At 40.3% G+C, this 22,154-nt stretch carries 13 protein-coding genes; 10 read left to right on the plus strand and 3 right to left on the minus strand.

The genetic code is table 11. The features are described from left to right. Positions 1-305 precede the first annotated feature (305 nt). The 7 genes from ACN1CD_RS22410 to ACN1CD_RS22440 all read left to right on the plus strand — a co-directional run bounded on the left by ACN1CD_RS22410 (position 306) and on the right by ACN1CD_RS22440 (position 13,115). The gene (locus ACN1CD_RS22410; RefSeq protein ID WP_419132654.1) at positions 306-896 is read left to right on the plus strand and encodes an RNA polymerase sigma-70 factor; all 591 of its coding nucleotides are present in this window, start codon (positions 306-308) and stop codon (positions 894-896) included. Between the two features lie 94 nt (positions 897-990). Beyond that, the gene (locus tag ACN1CD_RS22415) at positions 991-1,968 is read left to right on the plus strand and encodes a FecR family protein (protein WP_419132655.1); all 978 of its coding nucleotides are present in this window, start codon (positions 991-993) and stop codon (positions 1,966-1,968) included. Positions 1,969-2,173: 205 nt separating this feature from the next. Further along, positions 2,174-5,446, plus strand: coding sequence for a SusC/RagA family TonB-linked outer membrane protein (locus ACN1CD_RS22420; protein WP_419132656.1), 3,273 nt, complete (start codon positions 2,174-2,176; stop codon positions 5,444-5,446). 10 nt (positions 5,447-5,456) lie between these two features. Continuing rightward, positions 5,457-6,872, plus strand: a complete 1,416-nt coding sequence (locus tag ACN1CD_RS22425; RefSeq protein WP_419132657.1) for a RagB/SusD family nutrient uptake outer membrane protein — start codon at positions 5,457-5,459, stop codon at positions 6,870-6,872. A gap of 154 nt (positions 6,873-7,026) precedes the next feature. Beyond that, positions 7,027-7,962 carry an ABC transporter ATP-binding protein gene (locus tag ACN1CD_RS22430; RefSeq protein ID WP_419132659.1) on the plus strand — a complete coding sequence of 312 codons (936 nt, stop codon included), beginning with the start codon at positions 7,027-7,029 and terminating at the stop codon, positions 7,960-7,962. A gap of 69 nt (positions 7,963-8,031) precedes the next feature. Continuing rightward, entirely contained in the window at positions 8,032-10,320 is a 2,289-nt protein-coding gene (locus ACN1CD_RS22435; RefSeq protein WP_419132660.1) for a Gldg family protein, read from the plus strand. A gap of 14 nt (positions 10,321-10,334) precedes the next feature. Beyond that, complete coding sequence (locus ACN1CD_RS22440; RefSeq protein ID WP_419132661.1) at positions 10,335-13,115, plus strand: M16 family metallopeptidase; 2,781 nt, start codon at positions 10,335-10,337, stop codon at positions 13,113-13,115. 395 nt (positions 13,116-13,510) lie between these two features. On the opposite strand, the gene ACN1CD_RS22445 is transcribed toward ACN1CD_RS22440, so the two are convergent. Next, positions 13,511-13,885 carry a hypothetical protein gene (locus ACN1CD_RS22445; RefSeq protein WP_419132662.1) on the minus strand — a complete coding sequence of 125 codons (375 nt, stop codon included), beginning with the start codon at positions 13,883-13,885 and terminating at the stop codon, positions 13,511-13,513. An 820-nt stretch (positions 13,886-14,705) separates the two neighbouring features. Between ACN1CD_RS22445 and ACN1CD_RS22450 the strand changes: the two genes are divergently transcribed. Next, positions 14,706-15,581: a universal stress protein gene (locus ACN1CD_RS22450; RefSeq protein ID WP_419132663.1), complete on the plus strand. Its 876-nt coding sequence runs from the start codon at positions 14,706-14,708 to the stop codon at positions 15,579-15,581. Positions 15,582-15,655: 74 nt separating this feature from the next. On the opposite strand, the gene ACN1CD_RS22455 is transcribed toward ACN1CD_RS22450, so the two are convergent. Both ACN1CD_RS22455 and ACN1CD_RS22460 read right to left on the minus strand, forming a co-directional pair. Further along, complete coding sequence (locus tag ACN1CD_RS22455) at positions 15,656-16,708, minus strand: response regulator (protein ID WP_419132664.1); 1,053 nt, start codon at positions 16,706-16,708, stop codon at positions 15,656-15,658. Beyond that, complete coding sequence (locus ACN1CD_RS22460) at positions 16,701-17,900, minus strand: PAS domain S-box protein (RefSeq protein WP_419132665.1); 1,200 nt, start codon at positions 17,898-17,900, stop codon at positions 16,701-16,703. The genes ACN1CD_RS22455 and ACN1CD_RS22460 overlap by 8 nt, the downstream gene beginning before the upstream one ends. Positions 17,901-18,155: 255 nt before the next feature. On the opposite strand from ACN1CD_RS22460, the gene ACN1CD_RS22465 reads away from it, so the two are divergent. Then, a complete protein-coding gene (locus ACN1CD_RS22465; RefSeq protein WP_419132666.1) occupies positions 18,156-19,394 on the plus strand; it encodes an acetate/propionate family kinase in 1,239 nt (412 codons plus the stop codon). After that, positions 19,391-22,093 carry a cation-translocating P-type ATPase gene (locus ACN1CD_RS22470; protein WP_419132667.1) on the plus strand — a complete coding sequence of 901 codons (2,703 nt, stop codon included), beginning with the start codon at positions 19,391-19,393 and terminating at the stop codon, positions 22,091-22,093. Before ACN1CD_RS22465 ends, ACN1CD_RS22470 begins: the two co-directional genes overlap by 4 nt. Positions 22,094-22,154: the final 61 nt, after the last annotated feature.

The raw sequence follows: 22,154 nt of genomic DNA on the forward strand, positions 1-22,154 counted from the left end.
TATTAAACTAATAGCATCTTCTAAAATTCCAATAAAACCGGACAGAAGCTTTCCTAGAATAACGTTTAAAAAAAGAAAAAACAGACTGCACCAGACATATAAATAGCTTAAGTTAATAGCATTGGTGTCTCACCAACCATCCTAAGTTTATCTCCTCAATGTATTCATGCAGTTGAGTTTTATAGGTATGAGTTTTTCGGTTGGTGAGACCCCAACAGATCAATAAAGCGGTTGCTGTGGATTAGCCAGCTAGTTGAATTCAATATTGTTTTCTATATTAGTGTTTTTTCCAACTAGCTGTTTTAATGCCTAACCTAAAAAGCCATACAGATGAAGCGCTGATCACTATGTTAAAAAACGGTGCAGTATCAGCCTTTGATGAGCTCTATAATCGTTACTGGGAAGCATTGCTGGCAAAAGCATTTGATCGGGTAAAAAGCAGAGAGGATGCGCAGGAGATTGTTCAGGAGCTTTTTATCAAAATATGGAAGCGCAGTCCGTACATAGAACTCCAGTACACTTTCAAAACTTACATCTATGCTGCCCTTAGATATGAAGTCTATCACTTCATAGGCAAACATCAATTTCGCAAGGATGATATCTCTTTAGAATCGTCAGAATATTTTGAGTTATGGGCACAGGATGACGAGTTTCATTCCATAGAAATGAAAGAATTACAGTCTCGAGTTGATTTAATTGTTGATAGTTTGCCTGAAAAGTGTAAAATTATCTTCAAAATGAGTCGGAATGAGGGTTTGAGTTCGAAGAATATTGCAGATCAGTTAAATTTATCTCCAAGAACTGTAGATACGCAAATTGGAAAAGCACTTCGGGTGCTTAAAAATGTGCTTAAGGAACTCACCTTTTTTTTACTGTCTTCCGGCTTATTGCGATAAAATAAAGCAATAAATATTATTTATTTTCAGTTAGCGTACGTAATCATCTTAAAAAGATACTCTATTATGTTATGGTAATTAGATATTATTAATAATGGAGGTCCCTGAATACATAAAATCCCTCATTATCAAATGGCGGAACCAAAACTTATCTAAAGCTGAAGAGGCAGAACTTGATGCCTGGTATGAATCCCCTCTACCAGAGGAGCTTTATATGGATGCTGATGGACGTGAACAGGTAAAAAACCTTTTACTGGATAATATTAAAACCGAACTGGGGCAGCCCAAACAAAAGACTATTAAGCTGTTTCCTGCCTGGATCAAAATAGCCGCTGCGGTTCTGCTTTTTATGGGGATTAGTTTGCTATCCTACCAATATTTTCAAGGAGTAACTAGCCCGGTATTGATCCATTCCGTTCAGAGCAAGGAACAGATTAGAAGAGTTATCCTTCCGGACAGTAGTATTGTCTGGCTGAAGAAAAATAGCCAACTCTCTTATCCAGAGACTTTCGGAAGTCGCTCCCGAGAAGTGGAACTAACAGGAGAAGCTTTATTTGAAATTGCCCACAACAAGAATTGGCCTTTCAAGATCAGATCAGGTAATTATATTACTACCGTATTAGGTACTAGTTTCAACCTCAAAACTGGTGCACAGGATAAAGATTTCTCCATTACTGTGCTGACGGGAAAAGTAGAAGTGCTCAGGAAAGACCAGTCTTTAGGGCCACAAAAAATTCTGGTTGCTGCTAACCATTCTTTCCATGGAACTGCTCAGAAAGTGGAGTCTTTTGTTTCAAAAAATAACGATACACAAATTCTTCAGCTTCTGGAGGGCACTCAATATGATATGTCATTTTCAAAAGTGCCTTTTGAGGAAATAATGGAACGCTTTGAAGAAAAATTTGATGTCAGGTTTGAGGGTTATACCGGGGAATATAATGCCTGTCTGATTACGGCCGATCTAACCAATCTTCCATTAGAAAAGTCGCTGCAATTGCTTTGTCTTTCTATTAATGCTACCTACAAAATCGACCAGAATAAAATTAAACTAACGGGAGGAGGCTGTTTTTGATGAAGATATAAATCTACTTCCATAACTAAGATCGGAGGTGCGCTAACACCCCCGATTTACGGTTTTAAAATTTTCATTTCTCAATAATTAAACCTATCAAATGTATAAAAAATATTTGACATGGGATTTCCATGTCTTACTGAACCAAACTACCTCAGGCTGTGCTCATATGCGCTCCAGAAGCATAAAAGCAATATGGATTTGTATGACCACTATACTAATCCTTGCTGGTAATTCTACGCATGCTCAATCTGCAAATGAACTAAAGATTGACATTGTGTTCACTAATTCTTCGCTCGAAGAATCTATCCGGTTGCTCGAATCTAAAGCCAAAGTTAAATTTATTTACAATGAGGCTTTGCTCGACAAATCAAAAAAGCTTAACCGTAATTTCAAGGCTAAAGAACTGAACGAGATACTGCATCAGATTTTAAGTGATTATAGCCTCAGTTATGAAATTGTAGATGATAAATATATCATTCTAAAAAGTATTTCAGGTCAATCCGTACCAGAAATGGAAGATTTGCAATCGCAAAAGCTAAACAATATTGGCTTTGTGCAGTATGGAACGGTAACCGATGAATCCGGAAACCCACTTCCGGGCGTTTCGGTTCGGCTTAACAATGCCTCTAATCTTGCCACTACCGATCGCGAGGGCAGGTTTCAGATTGGAATCCACCGGGATGAAACCACACTGATTTTTACTTATGTAGGGTATAAAAATGCCCAGCGCCGGGCATCAAGAAGTCGGGAACTTTTCCTGGCTCTGGAGCCAGATCCGGGCCGCTTGGATGAGGTAAATGTAATTGGCTATGGAACTTCCACAAAAAGAACCAGTACGGGATCAGAAATGGGTATTACGGATAAAGATTTATTTAACACACCCGCTGCAAACCCGGCCGCTGCACTTCAGGGCAGGGTGGCTGGTGTATACGTTCAGCAGGGCAACGGACTGCCCGGAAGCCCTATGAATTTTACCATCAGGGGTACAAATTCGCTGGCGGGAAGAAACAATCCGTTGTTTATTGTTGATGGTGTGCCTTATCTGGCAGAAGCGATCAACGCACAATCAGGAACGCCGCTTGATGCCGCAAACGGATCAACCAGTCCGCTAAATAGCCTTAATCCGGCAGATATTGAAAGTATTAATATACTTAAGGATGCGGATGCAACTGCCATTTATGGTTCCCGTGGTGCAAATGGCGTAGTGTTAATTACCACCAAAAAAGGTAAGGCCGGAAAAACAAGCCTCGAGGGCTCCGTTAAACATGGTGTATCTGAAGTGAACCATTTTGTGAGAACCCTCAGCACAGCGGAGTACCTGGCCATCCGCAGAAAAGGTTATGAAAATACAGGTGATGATCCGGTAAGTGACCAGGCTTATGACCTTACTAACTGGGATCAGAATGCCTATACCGATTTTCAAAAATTACTGATTGGAAATACTGCAAAAATGACTGATGCCAATTTGGCCCTGAGCGGTGGAGATGAACGCACCAACTTCCGGTTGAGTGGTACCTATCTTGATCAGGGAAATGTATTTACGAAGCAACAGGGCTATCAGCGATCTGCTGCCAACTTCAACATCGGTCATAAAACTTTAGATCAAAAATTTGAAATTAACCTTTCTGCCATTTACAGCTCCGAAAAAAATAATGTATCGGTGTTGGATCAAACTTCGGCAGCCTATAACCTGCCACCGAATTATCCCCTTTACAATCCGGATGGAAGCCTGTACTGGAGTGGGGTCGATTTCGGAATTCCTACAAATCCGCTGGCACAGCTAAATCAGAGACAAAACAATGTATCAACCAGCCTGATTACCAATTTGGTCATGAGCTATAACATTCTGCAGGGCCTAACTTTCAAAACATCGCTGGGTTTTAGCCGTTCTGATATGGACCAGTCCAGGTTTTATCCCATGTCATCAATGGATCCGGGGGTGGTTTATAATGAATCAAGAAGTATATTTGCTTATGATGTAAGTACCAATTACATCGTAGAGCCGCAATTATCCTACACTAAAAATATAGCAAAGGGCCAGCTAAGTGCATTAATTGGTGGAACCTGGCAATCCCAAAAATCAAAACAGCCATTTTATACTTTAGCCAATGCCTTTCCATCTGATGACTTTTTAGAAGATTTAAGATCGGCCAGGGATGTAACAACCAGCAGCAGCTCCAGCCAATATAAATATGTGTCTGTGTTCGGTCGGTTAAATTATAACTGGGAAAGTAAGTACATCTTAAACCTGAATTTCAGGAGGGATGGATCTTCGCGGTTTGGGCTTAATTCCAGGTATGGTAATTTTGGATCTGCCGGTGCAGCATGGGTATTCTCCGAAGAAGATTTCGCTAAAAATAGCAGCTTTTTAAGTTTTGGAAAACTCAGGGGCAGTTATGGAGTTGTAGGCAGCGATCAGATAGGCGACTATCAATATCTTGATTCTTATGTATCAATTCCATACGTATATAATGGCGTAAATGGCCTGGATGCCATCCGCATTGCCAACCAGAATTATCGCTGGGAAGAAACCAAAAAAATGGAAGCTGCAATAGATCTGGGCTTTTTTAAAGATAGGTTATCACTATCCGTTGCTTTTTATCGCAATGTTTCTGGCAACCAGTTGGTGAGCTTTCCGCTAAGTATTCAAACGGGTTTTACCAGCTATCAGGCAAATCTTCCGGCAAAAGTTGAAAATAAAGGTTGGGAATTCACGCTGAATTCACAGAATATTAAAAACAAGAATTTCAGCTGGTCTACCAATTTTAATATTTCCCTGAACCAAAACAAATTGAAGGAATTTCCCGGTATCGAAAAAACCTCCTACTATTCTCAGTATCAGATCGGCAGACCATTAAGTAGCTTTTATACATTTCAATACACGGGCTTTAATCCTCAAACTGGTTTGCCTACAGTTGCAGACTTGAACGGAAACGGGGCCGTGAACTTCGGATTTCTAGATACCGGACGTGGCGACCGTTATTTTGCCGGCGCTACCCAGCCGAAATATTATGGTGGACTTTCCAATACGGTAAGCTACAAAAAAATAACGTTAGACTTCTTGTTTCAGTTTGTTAAGCAAAAAGGCAGGAATATTCTTTCACAGTCCTTCTATCCTCCAGGTTACATGTATAACAGTGCAGCTGAACCAATTTTAGCCTATATCAATGCGGGATTGCCGACACAGCCTCAGGTAACCAGTAGTTTCAATGATGCATATGATGCTTATTCTGATTATATCAGTTCTGATGCTGTATTAACAGATGCTTCTTTCATCAGACTAAAAAATGTAAATCTTTCCTATGATTTTGATGGAAACTGGCTAAAGCGGATTAAGTTACAGCGGCTAAGAATCCAGCTTCAGGCGCAAAATTTATTTACGATAACCAATTACCTGGGTTTTGATCCTGAATCTCAGGGCGTAAACCTTCCGCCGCTGAGAACAATCGTTGGTGCACTTCAATTTACTTTTTAACAGATCAGAAATGAATAACATAGCAAAACTTTTTACCGCAGCGTGTCTTCTGGCCGTTGGAGTGGTCAATTCCGGTTGTAAAAAAATACTCGATATAGATTCACCAGTAAATGAACGGCCTACTTCAGTTGTATTTTCTTCACCTGAAACAGCCAGAGCTGCACTTTCTGGTGCCTATAGTAATCTTTCATCTTCACAAACATATGCGCTTAATATGACGGTGGCAAATGCACTTGCTGCAGATGAACTTCGGGCAGTTGCCTCTCCTGCACGTTATGCACCACTGTTTACCAATTCCTATAACGCAATTACAAGCTCTTCTACGGCAGATATGTGGAATGATTCGTATGTGTCGATTTACCGCTTTAATGCGATAATAGCAGGTTTGAGTAACAATACCGCCATTAGCGAATCTGTTTCAAGACAATTAATTGCAGAAGCAAAAGCGATGCGTGGGTACCTTTATATGCAACTGGTTGCGCTTTTTGGTGATGCCCCATTAGTACTCACCACTAACGTAGAAATAACTGCAACACTTCCCCGCACTGCTGCAACCTCGGTATATGCTCAGATTATTCAGGACTTGACTGAAGCCAAGGCCGCTCTGAGCGATGCTTATCCATCCAATGCAGGCGTGAGCAACAGGCAACAGGTAAATAAGGCTGCAGCAACAGCAATGTTGGCAAAAGCCTATTTAGCAACAGGCAACTGGCAGGAAGCCTCGAGAAATGCAGCTGAAGTTATTGCCAATACAGGGTTATACCGTTTATTGCCTGGCGATCGATTGTCTGACGTTTTTCTGGCTAATTCTACGGAGGCTATTCTGCAGTTAGGATCTGCACTCAATGCAACCAGTGGTTACACGAACGAAGGACAAAGCTTGCAAAGTGGACCTTTTTCTTCTGCATCTCCGTTCAGTTTAACGCAAAACCTGCTAGCCTCATTTGAAGCTGGCGATCTTCGCCGAGAGGCTTGGGTAAGAACCGTTACCATCCGCGGAATTACAGCTTATGAACCTTATAAATACCGCAATGTAGATACAGATGCCGCCACCGCAGCAGGGCGTGAGGAATTGCCAACCATACTCCGTTTAGCCGATATGTATCTTGTTCGTGCCGAAGCAAACCTGGGCCTTGGAAATGTGCAGGCTGCCTTGGATGATCTTAACCTGATCCGCCGCCGTGCCGGATTATCTACGCCTTTAACATCATCGATTAATGTAGCGCTGGCTATAGAACATGAGCGGCAGATCGAACTGTTTTGCGAACGCGGAGACCGATGGTTAACGTTGAAAAGAACTGGTAGGGTAAATACTGTAATGAGTGCTGCAAAGCCTGATACCTGGCGGTCTTTTGCCCAGTTCTTTCCGATACCGCAAACCGCAATGGATTCAAACCCTAACCTCATTCAAAATCAGGGATACTGATCATAAACCAATTTAAGAGACTGTATCCTGATTATGAAATGTTAAGCAAAGCCTTTCCGAAAAGCTAATAAAAAACCTTGTATAGCATTTTGACGATCCTTATGTGAAACATAAATGGATTATGATACAGCCTCTCATTAAACACTATAAATTAATGAATAACAATATTGTAAAAATCACTAACCTCTCGCATCGCTACGGAACAGCCTGGGCAATAAGGGATATCAATTTCGAAATCAGTGAACTGGGTGTAATGGGTTTACTGGGATCAAATGGTGCCGGTAAATCAACCACCATGAATATCATGTGCGGGGTATTAAACCAAACTGAAGGCAGGGTTGAAATAGGGGGCTACATCATGGGGCAAGATCCCATAGCAGCCAAAAAACTGATTGGTTTCCTTCCGCAAAATGCGCCGCTTTATATGGAGTTAACGGTGAAGGAATACCTTACCCAATGTGCTCACCTCAGGCTAATTGATGGTAAGAAAATATCGGCCGCAGTGGATAAGGCAATGGCGAAATGTGGGGTATCGCATTTCAAAAACCGGTTAATCTCCAATCTTTCTGGTGGGTACAAGCAAAGAGTAGGTATTGCGCAAGCCATTATCCACGAACCAAAGCTGGTGGTGCTTGATGAGCCTACCAATGGTTTGGATCCTAATCAGATTTACGAGGTACGCAAGCTGATTAAGGAAGTTGGTGATGAAAAGGCCGTGATTTTTTCATCTCATATTCTTTCAGAAATACAGGCCACTTGTTCGCAGGTTAAAATGATTGAGAACGGCAATATGGTTTTCTCTGATACGATGGATGCCTTTAATAATTATATAGAACCCGATAGCTTGATTATGTCTCTCTTAAACCCGCCGCCAATTCAGGAGATGGAAATTTTAATGGGGGTAAAAAAGGTTGATTTAATCAGTCCGACCAAGTTTAGGGTGCACTTTGCTCCGGGAGAAGAAATCAGCGAGCGCCTTATCCAGATCAGCAGCGCTGAAGGATGGCGTATGCGGGAGATTACCTTAGAGAAAAGTTCCCTTGATCAGATTTTTGCACAGCTTTCCAATCAGAAATCACCAGTAAAATAAGGCCGTTGGCTATAAAAATTATTAATAAAAGAGCCAGTTGAGGCTTTGTTAACCCCAATATAAATACTAATGAAAAATATACTCAGAATTGCCAGGATCGAATTAAGCCTGCTATTCTATTCTCCGGTTGCCTGGATCGTCTTAATTGTATTCGTTGTCCAGGCTGGATGGCAATACACCTCGCTAATTGAACGAATGGAACAAGCCCAGCAAGTGGGGCAGGAGGTAAATGATCTTACAAGCACCGTTTATTCAGGATTTTTCTCCCTTTTTCCAAAAATGCAGGAATATCTTTACCTGTATATTCCCCTGTTAACCATGGGGTTAATCAGTAGGGAAACACATAGTGGCTCCATTAAACTTTTGTATTCATCGCCCATCCGGATGATTGATATTGTAGCTGGAAAGTACCTGGCCATGATTACCTACTGTTTAATTTTGATGAGTGTATTGCTGTGCACGGGTTTGGTATCTCTTTTTACCATCGATCAGGTAGATTTTCTGTTTGTGCTTTCCGGCACAATAGGCCTTTTTCTGCTTACCTGTGCTTATTCGGCAATCGGTTTATTTATGTCTAGTTTAACCAGCTACCAGGTGGTTGCAGCCATTAGTACCCTGGTGGTATTGGCTGCGCTTAACTTTATTGGCGGGCTTTGGCAGGATATAGATTTTGTTCGTGATATTACTTATTTCCTTTCTATTTCAGGTAGGGCAGAAGAATCGATAAATGGTTTGATAGGAACCAATGATATACTTTATTTCGTCATTGTGATCTTGCTTTTTCTTGGCCTTACGATCCTTAAACTCCAGTTTGAACGCAGAACCATATCGCTTTCCGGAAAATTGATTCGCTATACATTGTTCGTTTCGGTAATGTTACTGGCCGGCTATGTGAGTTCAATGCCACAGTTTATTGGCTATGTAGATATGACCCGGAATAGCAGGCGTACACTAACTGCTTCGAGTAAAAAGGTGATTGATAAGTTTACCGAACCAGTGCTGATTACTACTTATGTAAATCTGTTGGATGAAAATTATTATATGGGCCTCCCTGCGTATCAGAATGATGATAAAAAGCATTTCGATATGTATTCGCGGTTTATGCCCTATATGAAATTCAAATACGTTTTTTACTGGGATCATTCACAGAATGAGCGGTTATACCAGGAAAACCCCGGCCTTAATGACGAACAGATTGCCAAAAAAATGGCAAAGATGGCCAAAATAGATTTTGAAAAATTTCTTCGCCCAGAGCAGATCAAAAAGATAGTTGATCTTAAATCTGAGCGCAACAGGTTAGTACGGATCATCTCTTATAAAGGCAAAAAGGTAATGCTAAGGATGTATGATGACTTCTTTAAAAATCCTAGAGAAAAAGAGATTACGGCAGCCATGAAAAAGCTTATTGCCCATGCACCTAAAATAGGTTTTGTAGGCAGCCATGCAGAGCGCAGTATCGATCGGTCTGGTGATCGGGATTATCAGATTGCTACTAATGAAATTTCCTTCCGGTATTCGCTAATTAACCAGGGCTTTGAGGTAAGTACGATAAAATTAGATCAGTCTGCGCTTAAAAAGAAGGTTGATGTTTTGGTGATAGCAGATCCGAAAATTAAATATACCGCACAGGAACTGGAAAACCTAACGGCCTACATCAAGGATGGTGGAAAGCTGATGCTGGCAGTAGAGCCAGGGAACAGTGCAATCGCTAATCCCATCTTATCTCTTGTCGGGGCATCGATAGGAGAGGGCATGCTGGTACAAAAAAGTAAAGATTATGAGCCTTCGTTTGTAGTTAGTGGTTTATCGGGCAGAAACTGGAAGCAATTAAGGGCTGCCAGCAGCTTTATTAATTTGGATAGCCCATTCGTAATCACACCAACTGCTACGCCCATTAAAATTGATTCACTATCTGCTTTCAATGCGCTTCCGGTTTTGGTTACCCAGGCCGCAAACACCTGGCAGATTTCAGAAAACAGTGTTGATCCATCGGCTGCGTTGAAAGATGTAAGGCAAAATCAGGATAAAAAGTCGTATCCTGTTGCATTTGCCTTGCGCAGGAAACAGCAAAGTGCCGAACAACGGATGCTCTTAATTGGAGATGCAGATTTTATGAGCAACAAGGAAACAACCAGGTCTAATTCTAAAGCCATTAACTTCTCATTTGTTACCGAATTGTTCGGGTGGTTTAGTAATGGAGAATTCCCGATAGATACCACACGTGAGGAGCCGATAGATAATAAAATTCTGTTAAATAATGTTCAGATTGCCTGGATGCGATGGACCTTTCTAGGGTTTTTGCCTGCATTGATTGCCTTATCAGTATCCTGGATGTTAATCAGAAGAAAAAGACGTTAAGACCCCGAATTAATATGAAAACAAGAAACTGGCTGCTTTTGAGCCTGATCATGATAATCCCGCTGGTTTCCCCGGCACAACAATCACCGTTGAACAATGATCCTTCTGTAAAAACAGGTATTTTAAACAATGGGTTTCGCTATTATATTAAGCGAAATCAGGAGCCGGCAAAGCGTGCTACCATTTACCTGGCCAATAAGGTTGGATCGATTTTAGAACAGCCTGAAGAACAGGGGATTGCTCATTTTATTGAGCATATGAATTTTAATGGAACAAAACATTTTCCTAAAAATGAGCTTATTGGCTATCTCGAGCGTTCCGGGGTAAAGTTTGGGGCAGACCTGAATGCCTTTACTTCTTACGATGAAACCATTTACCAGCTCCCCATCCCTACAGATAACGCTGAGCTTTGGAAAAACGGCCTGCAGATTATGCGCGACTGGGCGGCTGATGCGACAATAGATGCCGAAGCGTTTAATCAGGAACGTGGCGTAATACTGGAAGAAAAAAGGCAACGTACCGATGCTGCGAGCCGGCTGGCAGCGCAATATCAACCTATTCTTTTTGATCAGTCTTTATATGCAGCACGAATGCCTATCGGGAAAACCGAAGTGATTCAGCATGCTGATGTTGATCTGGCCAGAAATTTTTATAAGAGATGGTACAGACCAGATTTACAGGCCTTAATTATTGTTGGCGATATTAATGTAGAGGAAGTAGAAAAGCAGGTTGTCGGTTTGTTCTCTGATTTGAAACAGCCTGCACCGCTTGTTCCGCGGCCGCAACAAACAATCACGTTAAAAAACGCTAAAGATTTTATGAAACTGACGGATCCGGAACTCGGACAATATTATTTCCGGTTTTATTTTAAACGCCCGGCCCTTTCAATGAAAACCGATGAAGATTTTAAGGAAAGTCTGGTGCGGCAGTTAACAAACATGCTCTTTCAAAACAGGATGAGGGAACTCTTTAATAAAGATAAGCCACCTTACCTGCAAGCCAGTGGCGGGATCAGTCCGCTGATTGCCAATATAGATGCATTGGCGCTGACCGTTTCTTTAGACCCCGAGAAATTAAAGGCAGGCTTTAATGTTTTCTGGCAAGAAGTAACACAAATGAAGCGGTTTGGCTTTACTGTTGAAGAGCTCCAATCGGTAAAAGACAGACTCGCACGATCGATGGAACTTCAAATGGCCGAAAAAAATAAAGTAAAATCTTCCATTTATGCAGATGAATACCTTGATCATTTCCTTAAAGGCGATGTTTTTTTAAGTGTTGAAGATCGGAATCGTTTATTTAACAAGTACATTGGCAGCATTACTGAGCAGGAAACACAACAATATCTCAGCACATTTCTAGGCAGTAGCAGCAATACGATGCTGGTTTTCGGCCCGGAAAAGGGAAAGGCTTTACCCGATCAGCAGCAGCTAAACAATTGGATAGAAACTGCCGAAAAAGCAGCATTGCAACCCTACAAATCAGAAGTTGTGGCTACCACTTTGTTAAAAAACAAACCTGCCAGTGGCAAAATTATTCAGGAAGAGCAAATAAAGGAAGTAAATACCTATCATTGGAAACTATCTAATGGTATAAATATTTATGCTAAACCTACCGAATTTAAAAACAGCGAAGTATTGTTCTCTGGATTTAGCAAAGGAGGGATTTCCCTTTATCATCAGGCAGATTATTATTCAGCGAAATATGCTACCACCTTTATTGTAAACAGTGGCCTGGGTGATTTTGATGCCAATCAGCTGGATAATGTTTTAAATAAGAAAGCGATTAACGTTGATCCATATATCGAATCTTCAACTGAAGGCTTTTCAGGATATAGCGCATCGAAAGATTTATCAACTGCATTAGAAATGGTTTATTTATATATGAGTGCGCCGAGGTTAGATACCGCAAGGTTTAACACCATTATTGCGAAATCAAAATCTGCTTTCAGAAACCGCACACCAAATGCCCAGCAAGACCTTACTGATACCATCACCTATGTACTCTCCAGCTATCATCCAAGGCGTAAACCAATCTCCATTACAGATTTCGATAAAATTGATCCGGTAAAGGTTCGCGCTATTTTTTTAGAGCGATTTGCTAATCCGGCAGATTTCACCTTTGTTTTTACTGGTAATTTTAATGTTGATTCCTTGAAAATGTTTACCCAACAATACCTGGGTGCTCTTCCGCCAAAAGGAAAACCGGAGGTACCGGTAGATTTAAAGATTCGTGTTCCACGAGGATACCTTCGAAAAGACTTAAGGGGAGATAAATCCAATAAAGCAACCGTGCAGATGGTGATTAGCGGAACGTATAAGTATGCGAATGAGGCGAACCGGTATTTAGAATTACTAAAGTCTACTTTACAGCTTCGGCTAACTACCCGCTTAAGAGAAGTAGAAGGTGGCACCTATTCGCCAGGTGTATACCTAACCAAAGATAAATGGCCGGTTAATTTTTACTCCATGTCGGTCTCTTTTGAATGTGATCCGTTAAGAATGGAGAAACTGATTCAGGCTGCCAATGATGAAATGGATAACCTGGCTAAAAGCGGTGTTTCAAATGAAGAACTACAGAAATTTATTATGGAGCAAACCAGGGCAAACGAATTGAATTTAAGATCCAATCAGTTTTGGACAAGCTACCTGGAAAATAGCCTGAAAGAAGAGGAGCCGCTGGGCAGTATCTATCAGTATCCTGAGGAATTATCAAAAATGACTTCGAAGGAAAGTAAGACTTACAGCCAGCAATTTTTAAACCGGAAAAATGAGATTATTTTTACCCTGCGGCCATAGTAATTGAGTTTGATTATAGGATATTTTTTCCTGATCAAGCATTTTGTGTATAATCCGCTATGCTTTTAATTTATTATTAACTGATTAACGAGGTAAAACTTTGGATGGTTGGTGAGCCACCAACCAGTGGGTTAGGTTAATAACCTTTGCGAAACTTAGTTTAAATGAAAAACGGGACCTAATCCGAAGATTAGTTCCCGTTTAATCTAAATTAACGCTCTCGATTATATAACGGAGTAAATGATAAATTGTTTCATTTCTTTTTAATATATTAATTTACGGTGCATTTTATCGAAATAATAATTGCAGAATATTAGTTTTGTTTTATTGTAGTGTTTTGTTTTTCAAGTGTTTATGAGATGGGTGTGTGCATGGACTTGTTTAAAAAAACTGCATCACTTACGTACAAACCTGAAACCACATCCCTCAATGCAGGGCGGATTTAATGTTAATGAATTGCCTGACAGGGTGTAGCGATAGACCACCGTTTGATTATAGGTTTTGGAGTATGTTTCCATTTTAACACTGTCAAGCACCTTAAAAGATACCAAACCGTTAATTGCCTCGCCACTTACTTCACCAGAACGACTAAGAATTAAATATTTTGGTTTTCCTGTAACGGTTTGGTATTTTCCTGTCCCATTACCGATGTCAGCTAACGCCTCTGTAAGTCGCCAGGTGCCATAAATTTCTTTAGAAGTATTCTCGTTTTTTTTACAGCTTGAAGAGAGTAGTAATACAATACAGAGCATTAAATAAATATTTTTCATTTTTGATTTTATTGCTGAAACGATGAATCATATCCAAATGCTACACGATCCTTGTTTTTTATTTGCATTCCATTGCTGCGTACAATCCTTTATGTATAATCTTGTATCTGGAAAAAATCTATAATTTCTTCCAATAGTGAGATGACTAGCTGGCGAAAGGTTTTGCAATTTCGAAAATAAGCATTAAAGTGGGATTAGCTTGATTCGATAATTATTTACTGTGTAATATCATGGTCTGCGACCATTCCCCTTCTTTGGACTATCATGTGGACATCATTAATTTGTAAAGATTCTTTTTTCCGCTCTTTGCCGCGGAGGCATGGTAATTTTTCACAGTTAATATTGTTTTTAGCGGTGTTCAAGAATGCTGCGCATTTTGGAACGCCAATTACCCAAAGCGCTTCGTCAATCCAACTATGGGCCTTTTGCACGATCAACACACATCAAAAAAACAGCAGCACTTGGTTTTGTGTTCAAAATTCTTTTAAACTTCGAACTATCATTTATGAACACAAAACCACTGCGTTTAAAGTTTGTTAGTGCTATTTATGCTATTGTACATCTGTTTTTTTGATTTCTCCGGCCCTTGGGATTGACGGCGTTCTTCGGTAAAGCCTGTGCTTTATTAAAGTTGGTTAGCAAAATGCATAGAAAATTACTCCGACAAGAGGTGTACAAACAACAGTCCTTCGGAAAAAGTGCCTAAAAGACGGACTAATTAACTGATCATTAAAATAAAAACCGATTTAATCATTCAATGATGTGACGGTAATCATTGTGAACCTGATCGAGTTTATCAACATTTGTGCTATATAAATGAATGATGAAAAAGATACTCATTGCAACCGATTTTTCAAACACAGCCGATCATGCAGCAAGATATTCGATTAGTCTGGCCAGCCAGTTGGGTTTAGACATCATGCTTATTCACGCCGCATCAGAAAGACCTGACTCTCCCTTACAGATTATTTTACCATCAGAAGATTATGAGATCATGGTTAAACGTACTAACGACCTGTTGGAGCGGCATGCCGACTTACTAATGAAAAGTGCTGTCGATTATTTGGATACAAATAAGAAAATCCCTAAAATTTCTGCAAAATCATCTTTTGATTCAATAGCCAACCTTTTGCGAGAAACCATTCAGCATGATCATATCGGTTTGGTAATTCTTGGGCTTTCCGGTAATGGTGATCTGAAGCGCTTAGTGCATGGTAGCTGTAGCCGGGATGTTATAGACTTTGCAGAATATCCAGCCTTGCTTATCCCACAAGGTGCAGATTTTGTTCCCATAAAAAAGATCGCCTTTGCAACCGATTTGAGTACCGCCGATATGGAAATGATTCAGATACTGGCATTATTCGCAGCTAAGCTCAATGCAGAATTGCTTATCGTACATGTTATTACTGATCGTGAAGATAGGTTAGTGACCCATCGCATCGATACCTTTATGAAAGAACTTAATTCGAAAGTAAGTTATGGTAAACTTTATTACAAAAACGTTTATCAACCTAAAATTGAAGATGGATTAAACTGGTTAAGCGATCATGGGGGTACAGATATGTTGGCCCTTATTCATCGTAAGCATAGCTTCACAAGTGATATTTTACACGGCAGCCACTCACAAAAATTAGCGAGAGAAACCAACCTCCCTCTACTGATCATTCCCGAAGGCTATAAGAGTACGCTCTTCTAAAGTTGGAATGCAATACTCAAAAAAGGCGCATTTTTATTCAAAAAAAAGATATTATTCAGTTGAGCTATTTATTATTAATTTTTCATCTTGGAAAGTGCTTCATGGTTAAGTACGGCAATCTTTGTTCCGATTCTATCGATAAGCTGCTCATCCTTGAAATCAGACAGGGTGCGGCTTACCGTCTCTGATGCCATACAAGCCATTGCAGCAAGGTCTTCCCTGGTAATGTTAATTAAATGATCGTCTGCCTTTGCTTGCCCATAAAGTTTGAGGATGGTACCAGCCATTTTTTTACGTACCGAATGATACGCTAATGCTAAAAGCTGATTTTCTTTTGCTCTATTATCTCTGGAGAGCAGGTGAATAAATTTTCTAGCCACCTCCGGATACAGATTAAGCATCGTTTCCATTTGCTCAATGGGAATGAGAGATACCTTGCTGTCTTCCAGGGCCGTAGCCGTATCCGCATAACTGCTATTACTTAATGCGGCATTTATCCCAAGGTAATCACCCTTACTATATATCCCCGTCATTAGTTCCCTGCCATCCTGTGCAAGTTTAATTGTTTTAATCCTTCCCTGAGTAACCAGAAACAAACCTTTGCCATGATCATCTTCGTAATAGATCACCTGGTTTTTTTTAAAGTCTCTGCTTTTTTTTTCGTCAATGATTTTATTAAATTCGGCAAGGCCGTCTGTTTTTTCGACTAGAACTTTAAAATCTGCTGTTTTATTCTGATGGGAAAGCACATTAATTGCTTTTTTTCTAAGGCGGATATCGATGGCATTAAGCAGTTCCATATCATCAAAGGGCTTAACTAAATAATCATCTGCACCCAATTCCATGCCTTTTCGCAGATCTGCATGTTCTGCCTTAGCCGTTAGAAAAATAAAGGGAATTCCATTGGTTTCCTCGTGTCTATTAAGCATATAGAGTACGCCATAGCCATCAAGTTCAGGCATCATGATGTCGCAAAGTATGATGTCTGGCATATGTTGAATAGCCAGATCTACACCAATCTTTCCATTTTCTGCCTGATAAACCTCGTAACAGGCCATCTCGAGAATTTCGACCAGGTTTGCACGGATCTCATCATGATCTTCAATAATTAATACTTTTTTATCCATGGTTATCTTTTTGTGGAAACGTTAAGGTAAATATTGTTCCCCTGTTCAGCCTGCTTTTAAAACTGATATGCCCGTTCATTAATCCTGTATATCTGGATAAGATACTTAACCCTAATCCGTTACCTGAAATATTCCCGGTATTATGTGCCCTGAAAAAGGCCTCAAAAAGATGCTTATGATCACTTTCAGGAATACCAATTCCATCATCGCAAATCCTGATGGTACAATTATGGTCATTTATTTTGGTATAAAACTGAATCTGACTTTCATCGCCAGAATATTTAATTGCATTGTCTATTAAAATGATGATGCAGTTTTTCAAAAGATTCTGATCGAGTTTTATTTTATGGCTGGCACCCCTATGTTTAAAGATGATTTTTTGTTTCCCCCTTAAAACAACCTTCATCTCATTGGTAATCTCTTCCGCCATCTCCGATAAATTAAAATGGCTTAATGATGGTTTAACCATTCCCGAATCTAATTTTTCCAGAGATAAAAAGTCATTGAGGATGGCAGTGATGTTAAGTACTGCATCCTTTATTTTACCAACATGTTTGCCAATATGTTGCCTCTCATTATTTTCTGAATATCGGTCTATTAAAGATGCAGATAATTGAACCATACTTAGCGGGGTTCTAAATTCATGAGAGGCGATAGAGACGAACCGGCTTTTAAGCTGGCCGAGTTCTTTTTCCTTATCTAAGGAATGGTTCAATTCATCCTGGGTTTTTTGGAGTTCATTTACACTCATTCTCAATGAGTGGGTTCTTTCTTCTACCTGAACTTCCAATTGTGCCGCATAATTTTGTAACTTCCCTTCCGCCTCTTTTTCCCTGGTAAGATCGTGAATGAAGCCTGCATAAATCATTCTGCCTGAATACTTCACTTCACTTACACCCAATCGAAATGGAAAGTAACTTCCATTTTTCTTCATGCCGATCAGCTCCCTGCCAATTCCGATGATGTTAGCATTCCCCGTCTTTTTGTATTCATATAGGTAATGATCATGGCTTGATCTATCTGGCTGAGGCATCAGAATGGAGATATTTCTTCCTATAACCTCTTCAGCAGAATAATCGAAAAGCCTGCAGGCCGAGGGGTTAATGGATTCTACTATTCCCATATTATCAATGGTTATGAGTCCGTCTATTGCGTTGTCAATAATTGCTTTTAGCAATACGGTGTTTTCCATAAATTGTTGGTTAACAGATATGTTTTATCTGCTTCTATTTTAGAGAACCATTGCCAGGGGTGATTGTTTTGATTTTATTCTTTTAAAGAATGAATCATTGCAAGGCATGTTGTAGTTGAACTTACAATAAAACTTGTTTAGTGATGAGCATCATGAATCTCTTCAGCTGCTATCATTTTTCTTAAGGTAGAGTCTGATACTTTTGTTTAAAGACAAGTCAACAACCAATTCGGGCTTAGACTCAGAGAAAAAAGGATGAACAATAAATCACCTATCAACGCCCAGTCTTTTGTGCTGGCATTGAATTCCGGAACATCAACCTTAAAATTCAGTCTGTTTCATCAGGAAAGTTTGCATAAACAATGGTCTGGGCTAATATCAGGGATTGGAGAAACATTAGGTTATATGGAACTTACAGATAGCCATGGCCGTGTTCAACAGCAAAAGGAAGCGCATTACAGAAATATGGAAGATGCCTCCTTTGCCATAATATCCTGGTTACAGGATAACATAAAGCAATGCCAGATATCATCTATTGGCTACCGTGTTACCCAGGGCGGAACGGTTCACCGAAAACCTGAGGTGATTGATCAGCATCTTTTACAGGACTTAAAATTGCTGACTTATCCCGATCCGAATCAGATGAGGCTGGAAATCATGATGATCACAACTTTTATGGATGAGTACCCCAAACTGCTTCATGTGGCCTGCTTTGATACCAATTTCCATCAGGATATGTCAGAGACGAACAAATATTACGCCCTCCCTGCTAAATACCGGGCTCAGGGACTGATGCGCAATGGTGCTCACGGATTATCTTGTGAATATATCATGCAAAAACTTAACAGTTGCCATGCTTTTATTAACCAAAAGAAAATCATCATTGCCCATTTGGGTAGCAGGTCTAGCCTAACATCGGTTAAGGATGGAAAATGTTTCGACACCACATGTGGGGTTAGTACTTACGGCGGTATGGTGATGGGCAGCGGTAGTGGCGATCTCGATCCCGGCGCTATTCTCTTTATTCTCCAAAAAAATGACCTCACACCGGAAGAACTGGACGTTGAATTGGGTAGTGAATCCGGATTGAAAGCGCTTGCTGGTACAGGCGATATCATTCAACTTTTGAAATCTGCAGCGCAGGATAAGCGAGCAGAAGAAGCGATAAACAGGTATTGCTACCAGGCACAAAAGTTTATTGGCGCACTTGCAGCAGGGCTTGGAGGGCTAGACCTGCTTATCTTTACGGGTGGGATAGGGGAGAACTCCCCACAAATCAGGGAAAGAATCTGCAGCAGCCTTTCCTTTCTGGGCATAAATATAGACCATATGCAGAACCTGCATTCAGAAAAGTTAATCTCTGGCAGAAATGCCGGCGTAATTGTCCGCGTTATGGCTACTGATGAAGCAATGATGATTGCCATCCATACCAGGGGCGAACTTTATTCAGCGGGCGCTAAAGAAACACTCACCAAATTGCCAATCAGTGTATGATGCAGACAGATCCAAAATTAAAGCAGTATCCGATTGAGGCCGTTCCCGCTTTAAGTGTTGATGAGTTATTAAAAGCCTTTGCAACAGATGGGCAGCAGGGAATCAGCGATGAAGAGTCGATATTACGTACAGCACAATTTGGGCTCAATGTTAACCTGAGCCAAAAAGTGAAAAGTATCTGGCAGATGTTTTTTGAACAGTTTAATAGTCCAATCGTTTACCTGCTATTTGTTGCGGCATTTGCCTCGTTATATTTTAAAAACTCATTAGAAGCCATAGCTATATTTATCGTCATTTTAGTGAATGCCCTGATCGGTTTTTTTATGGAACTTCAGGCAAGGAGTTCTATGCGGGCTTTGAAAGATATGGACCAGAGCATCTCTAAAGTAATCAGAGGTGGAAAAACTATTGAAATTCTTTCAGAACAGTTAACTCCCGGAGATCTGTTGCGCTTAGAATCGGGTGATATGGTATCTGGTGATGGCAGGATTATTCAATCAAACGGTCTGCAGGTAGACGAATCTGCGCTTACCGGAGAATCATTTCCTATCCTGAAAACAAATGATACACAGGGCAAAGATACCGATGCATCAGCTGCAGTAAATATGGTTTACAAAGGAACAGCGGTAATGAATGGGAATGCCCGGGTAATTATTACAGGCATTGCAGCCCACACCGAACTTGGTAAGATCAGCGAAATGGTTGGACGTTCAACGGCGAGTAAATCCCCTTTGGATATTAAGATCGGCAACCTGACAAAAAAACTAATTTACATTACGCTCTTTATGACGGCTTTCTTTGCGCTCACCGCTTTTATAGAAGGTAAGCCCTGGTTACAGATTTTGGAAACTTCCATAGCGCTTGCTGTCGCAGCTTTTCCTGAAGGCCTCCCTATCGTGGCTACTGTTGCACTTGCTTTTGGCATGTTGCGCATGGCCAGAAGAGATGCTATTGTAAAAAGGCTTTCTTCAGTAGAGACACTTGGTGGGGTAAACGTGATCCTTACAGACAAAACCGGAACCCTGACAGAAAATAAGATTTTTGTAAAAGTCTTATCCTTTCCCGAAGAAGAAGTACATGTATCTATGGAAAAAGGGCATCTGGTATATGATGATAGGGGCATTAATAAAAGCCAGGAAAATTTTAAACTATTGGTTAAAATTGGCACCCTTTGTAATAATGCATCGGCTGATCAAAACCAGAAATCTAAAATATCTGGTGATCCTATTGAAATAGCACTCTTGCTTTTAGATCAAGCCGCGGGGTTTCCCGGAGAGGACTCAGCAGAAAGTTACAAAAGAATATCAGAGATTCCCTTCAGTGCAGAAACTAAACTGATGGCAACTGCCGATCAAAATGATCAGGATTGTTTCATTTCTGTAAAAGGAGCAGTTGAAAGTTTGATCTTAAAATGCACAATGATCCAATTGGGGAATACTATAAACGAAATCACAGAAATTGATCGGAAAAAAATTCTTGCCAGTGCAGAAACCCTTTCAGCAGGAGGCTTAAGGGTATTGGCTTTCGCCTTTAAAAGCCTGGAAGAACTTCCAGATGGAGATTTTTTGGAGGAACTAACCTATGTAGGTATGGTTGGATTTTTAGATCCGCCAAGAAGCGATATTAAAGGCGCTATTTCTGCCTGCCGTACAGCCGGCATAAAAATCGTTATGATCACTGGTGACCACCCGCTTACTGCTTTAAGTATTGCCAAACAGGTCGGTATCACCGAAGCAGATGATCATCAGGTGATATTGGGAAATGCGCTTCCTGAGGGGGGATTGTTGGATCAGGAGTGGAAAAAGAAGATTCTTTCTACTACCGTTTTCGCCAGAACTTCCCCTAAACAAAAACTAGAAATTGTAGATACCTATCAGAAAGCAGGATTTCTGGTGGCGATGACCGGAGATGGTGTAAATGATGCACCAGCCATTAAAAAGGCTGATGTGGGTATTGCCATGGGCCTAAGAGGTACACAAGTAGCAAAAGAAACTGCTAATATTGTGCTTAAAGATGATTCTTTTGTGTCCATCACGCGTGCCGTTGCTAATGGAAGAGAAATCTTTCAGAATATCCAGCGTTTTGTGATCTATCTGATATCGTGTAACCTAAGTGAAATCATAATTGTGACGCTGTTGGGCTTTTTTGCAACTGGTGCCATCCTCCTTCCTTTACAGATTCTGTTTTTGAATATGGTAACTGATGTTTTTCCTGCCCTGGCGCTGGGACTTGGAAAAGGTGATAAATCAATTATGTTAAAGGCCCCAAGAGATCCACGACTAGAGATCATCTCCAATCGAAACTGGTTGGTTATTTTAGTTTATGCAGTGCTGATGACACTTTCTGTTTTACTCGGCATATTTATATGTATGAAATATATTAGTAAGGATGTAGAGGTTATTAATAACGTTGCTTTTATTACCCTGGCTGCTGCACAGTTATTTCATGTTTTCAATATGTCTTCTTTGCAATCCGGAATCATTAAAAATGAAGTCACTAAAAACAAATTTGTATGGATGGCAATCATATTTTGCTTTTCACTTATCGCGCTGGTATACCTATTCCCCCAAAGCCGTCAGGTTCTCAATCTCAATATCATACCATTGCAAGCATGGCTCACCGCAATTTGTGCAGGTACGCTGCCATTAATTTTGGTTCAATTATACAAGTTGATTTTAGGTAAAGGCAATAAAAAATGATTAGTCGCATATAGTCCGCATCCTGAAAAAATAACTCATTATCTGAAAAAATAAAATACCT

Origin of the sequence: Pedobacter sp. N23S346 (assembly GCF_048515415.1) — a bacterium.
Classification (GTDB): Bacteria; Bacteroidota; Bacteroidia; order Sphingobacteriales; family Sphingobacteriaceae; genus Pedobacter.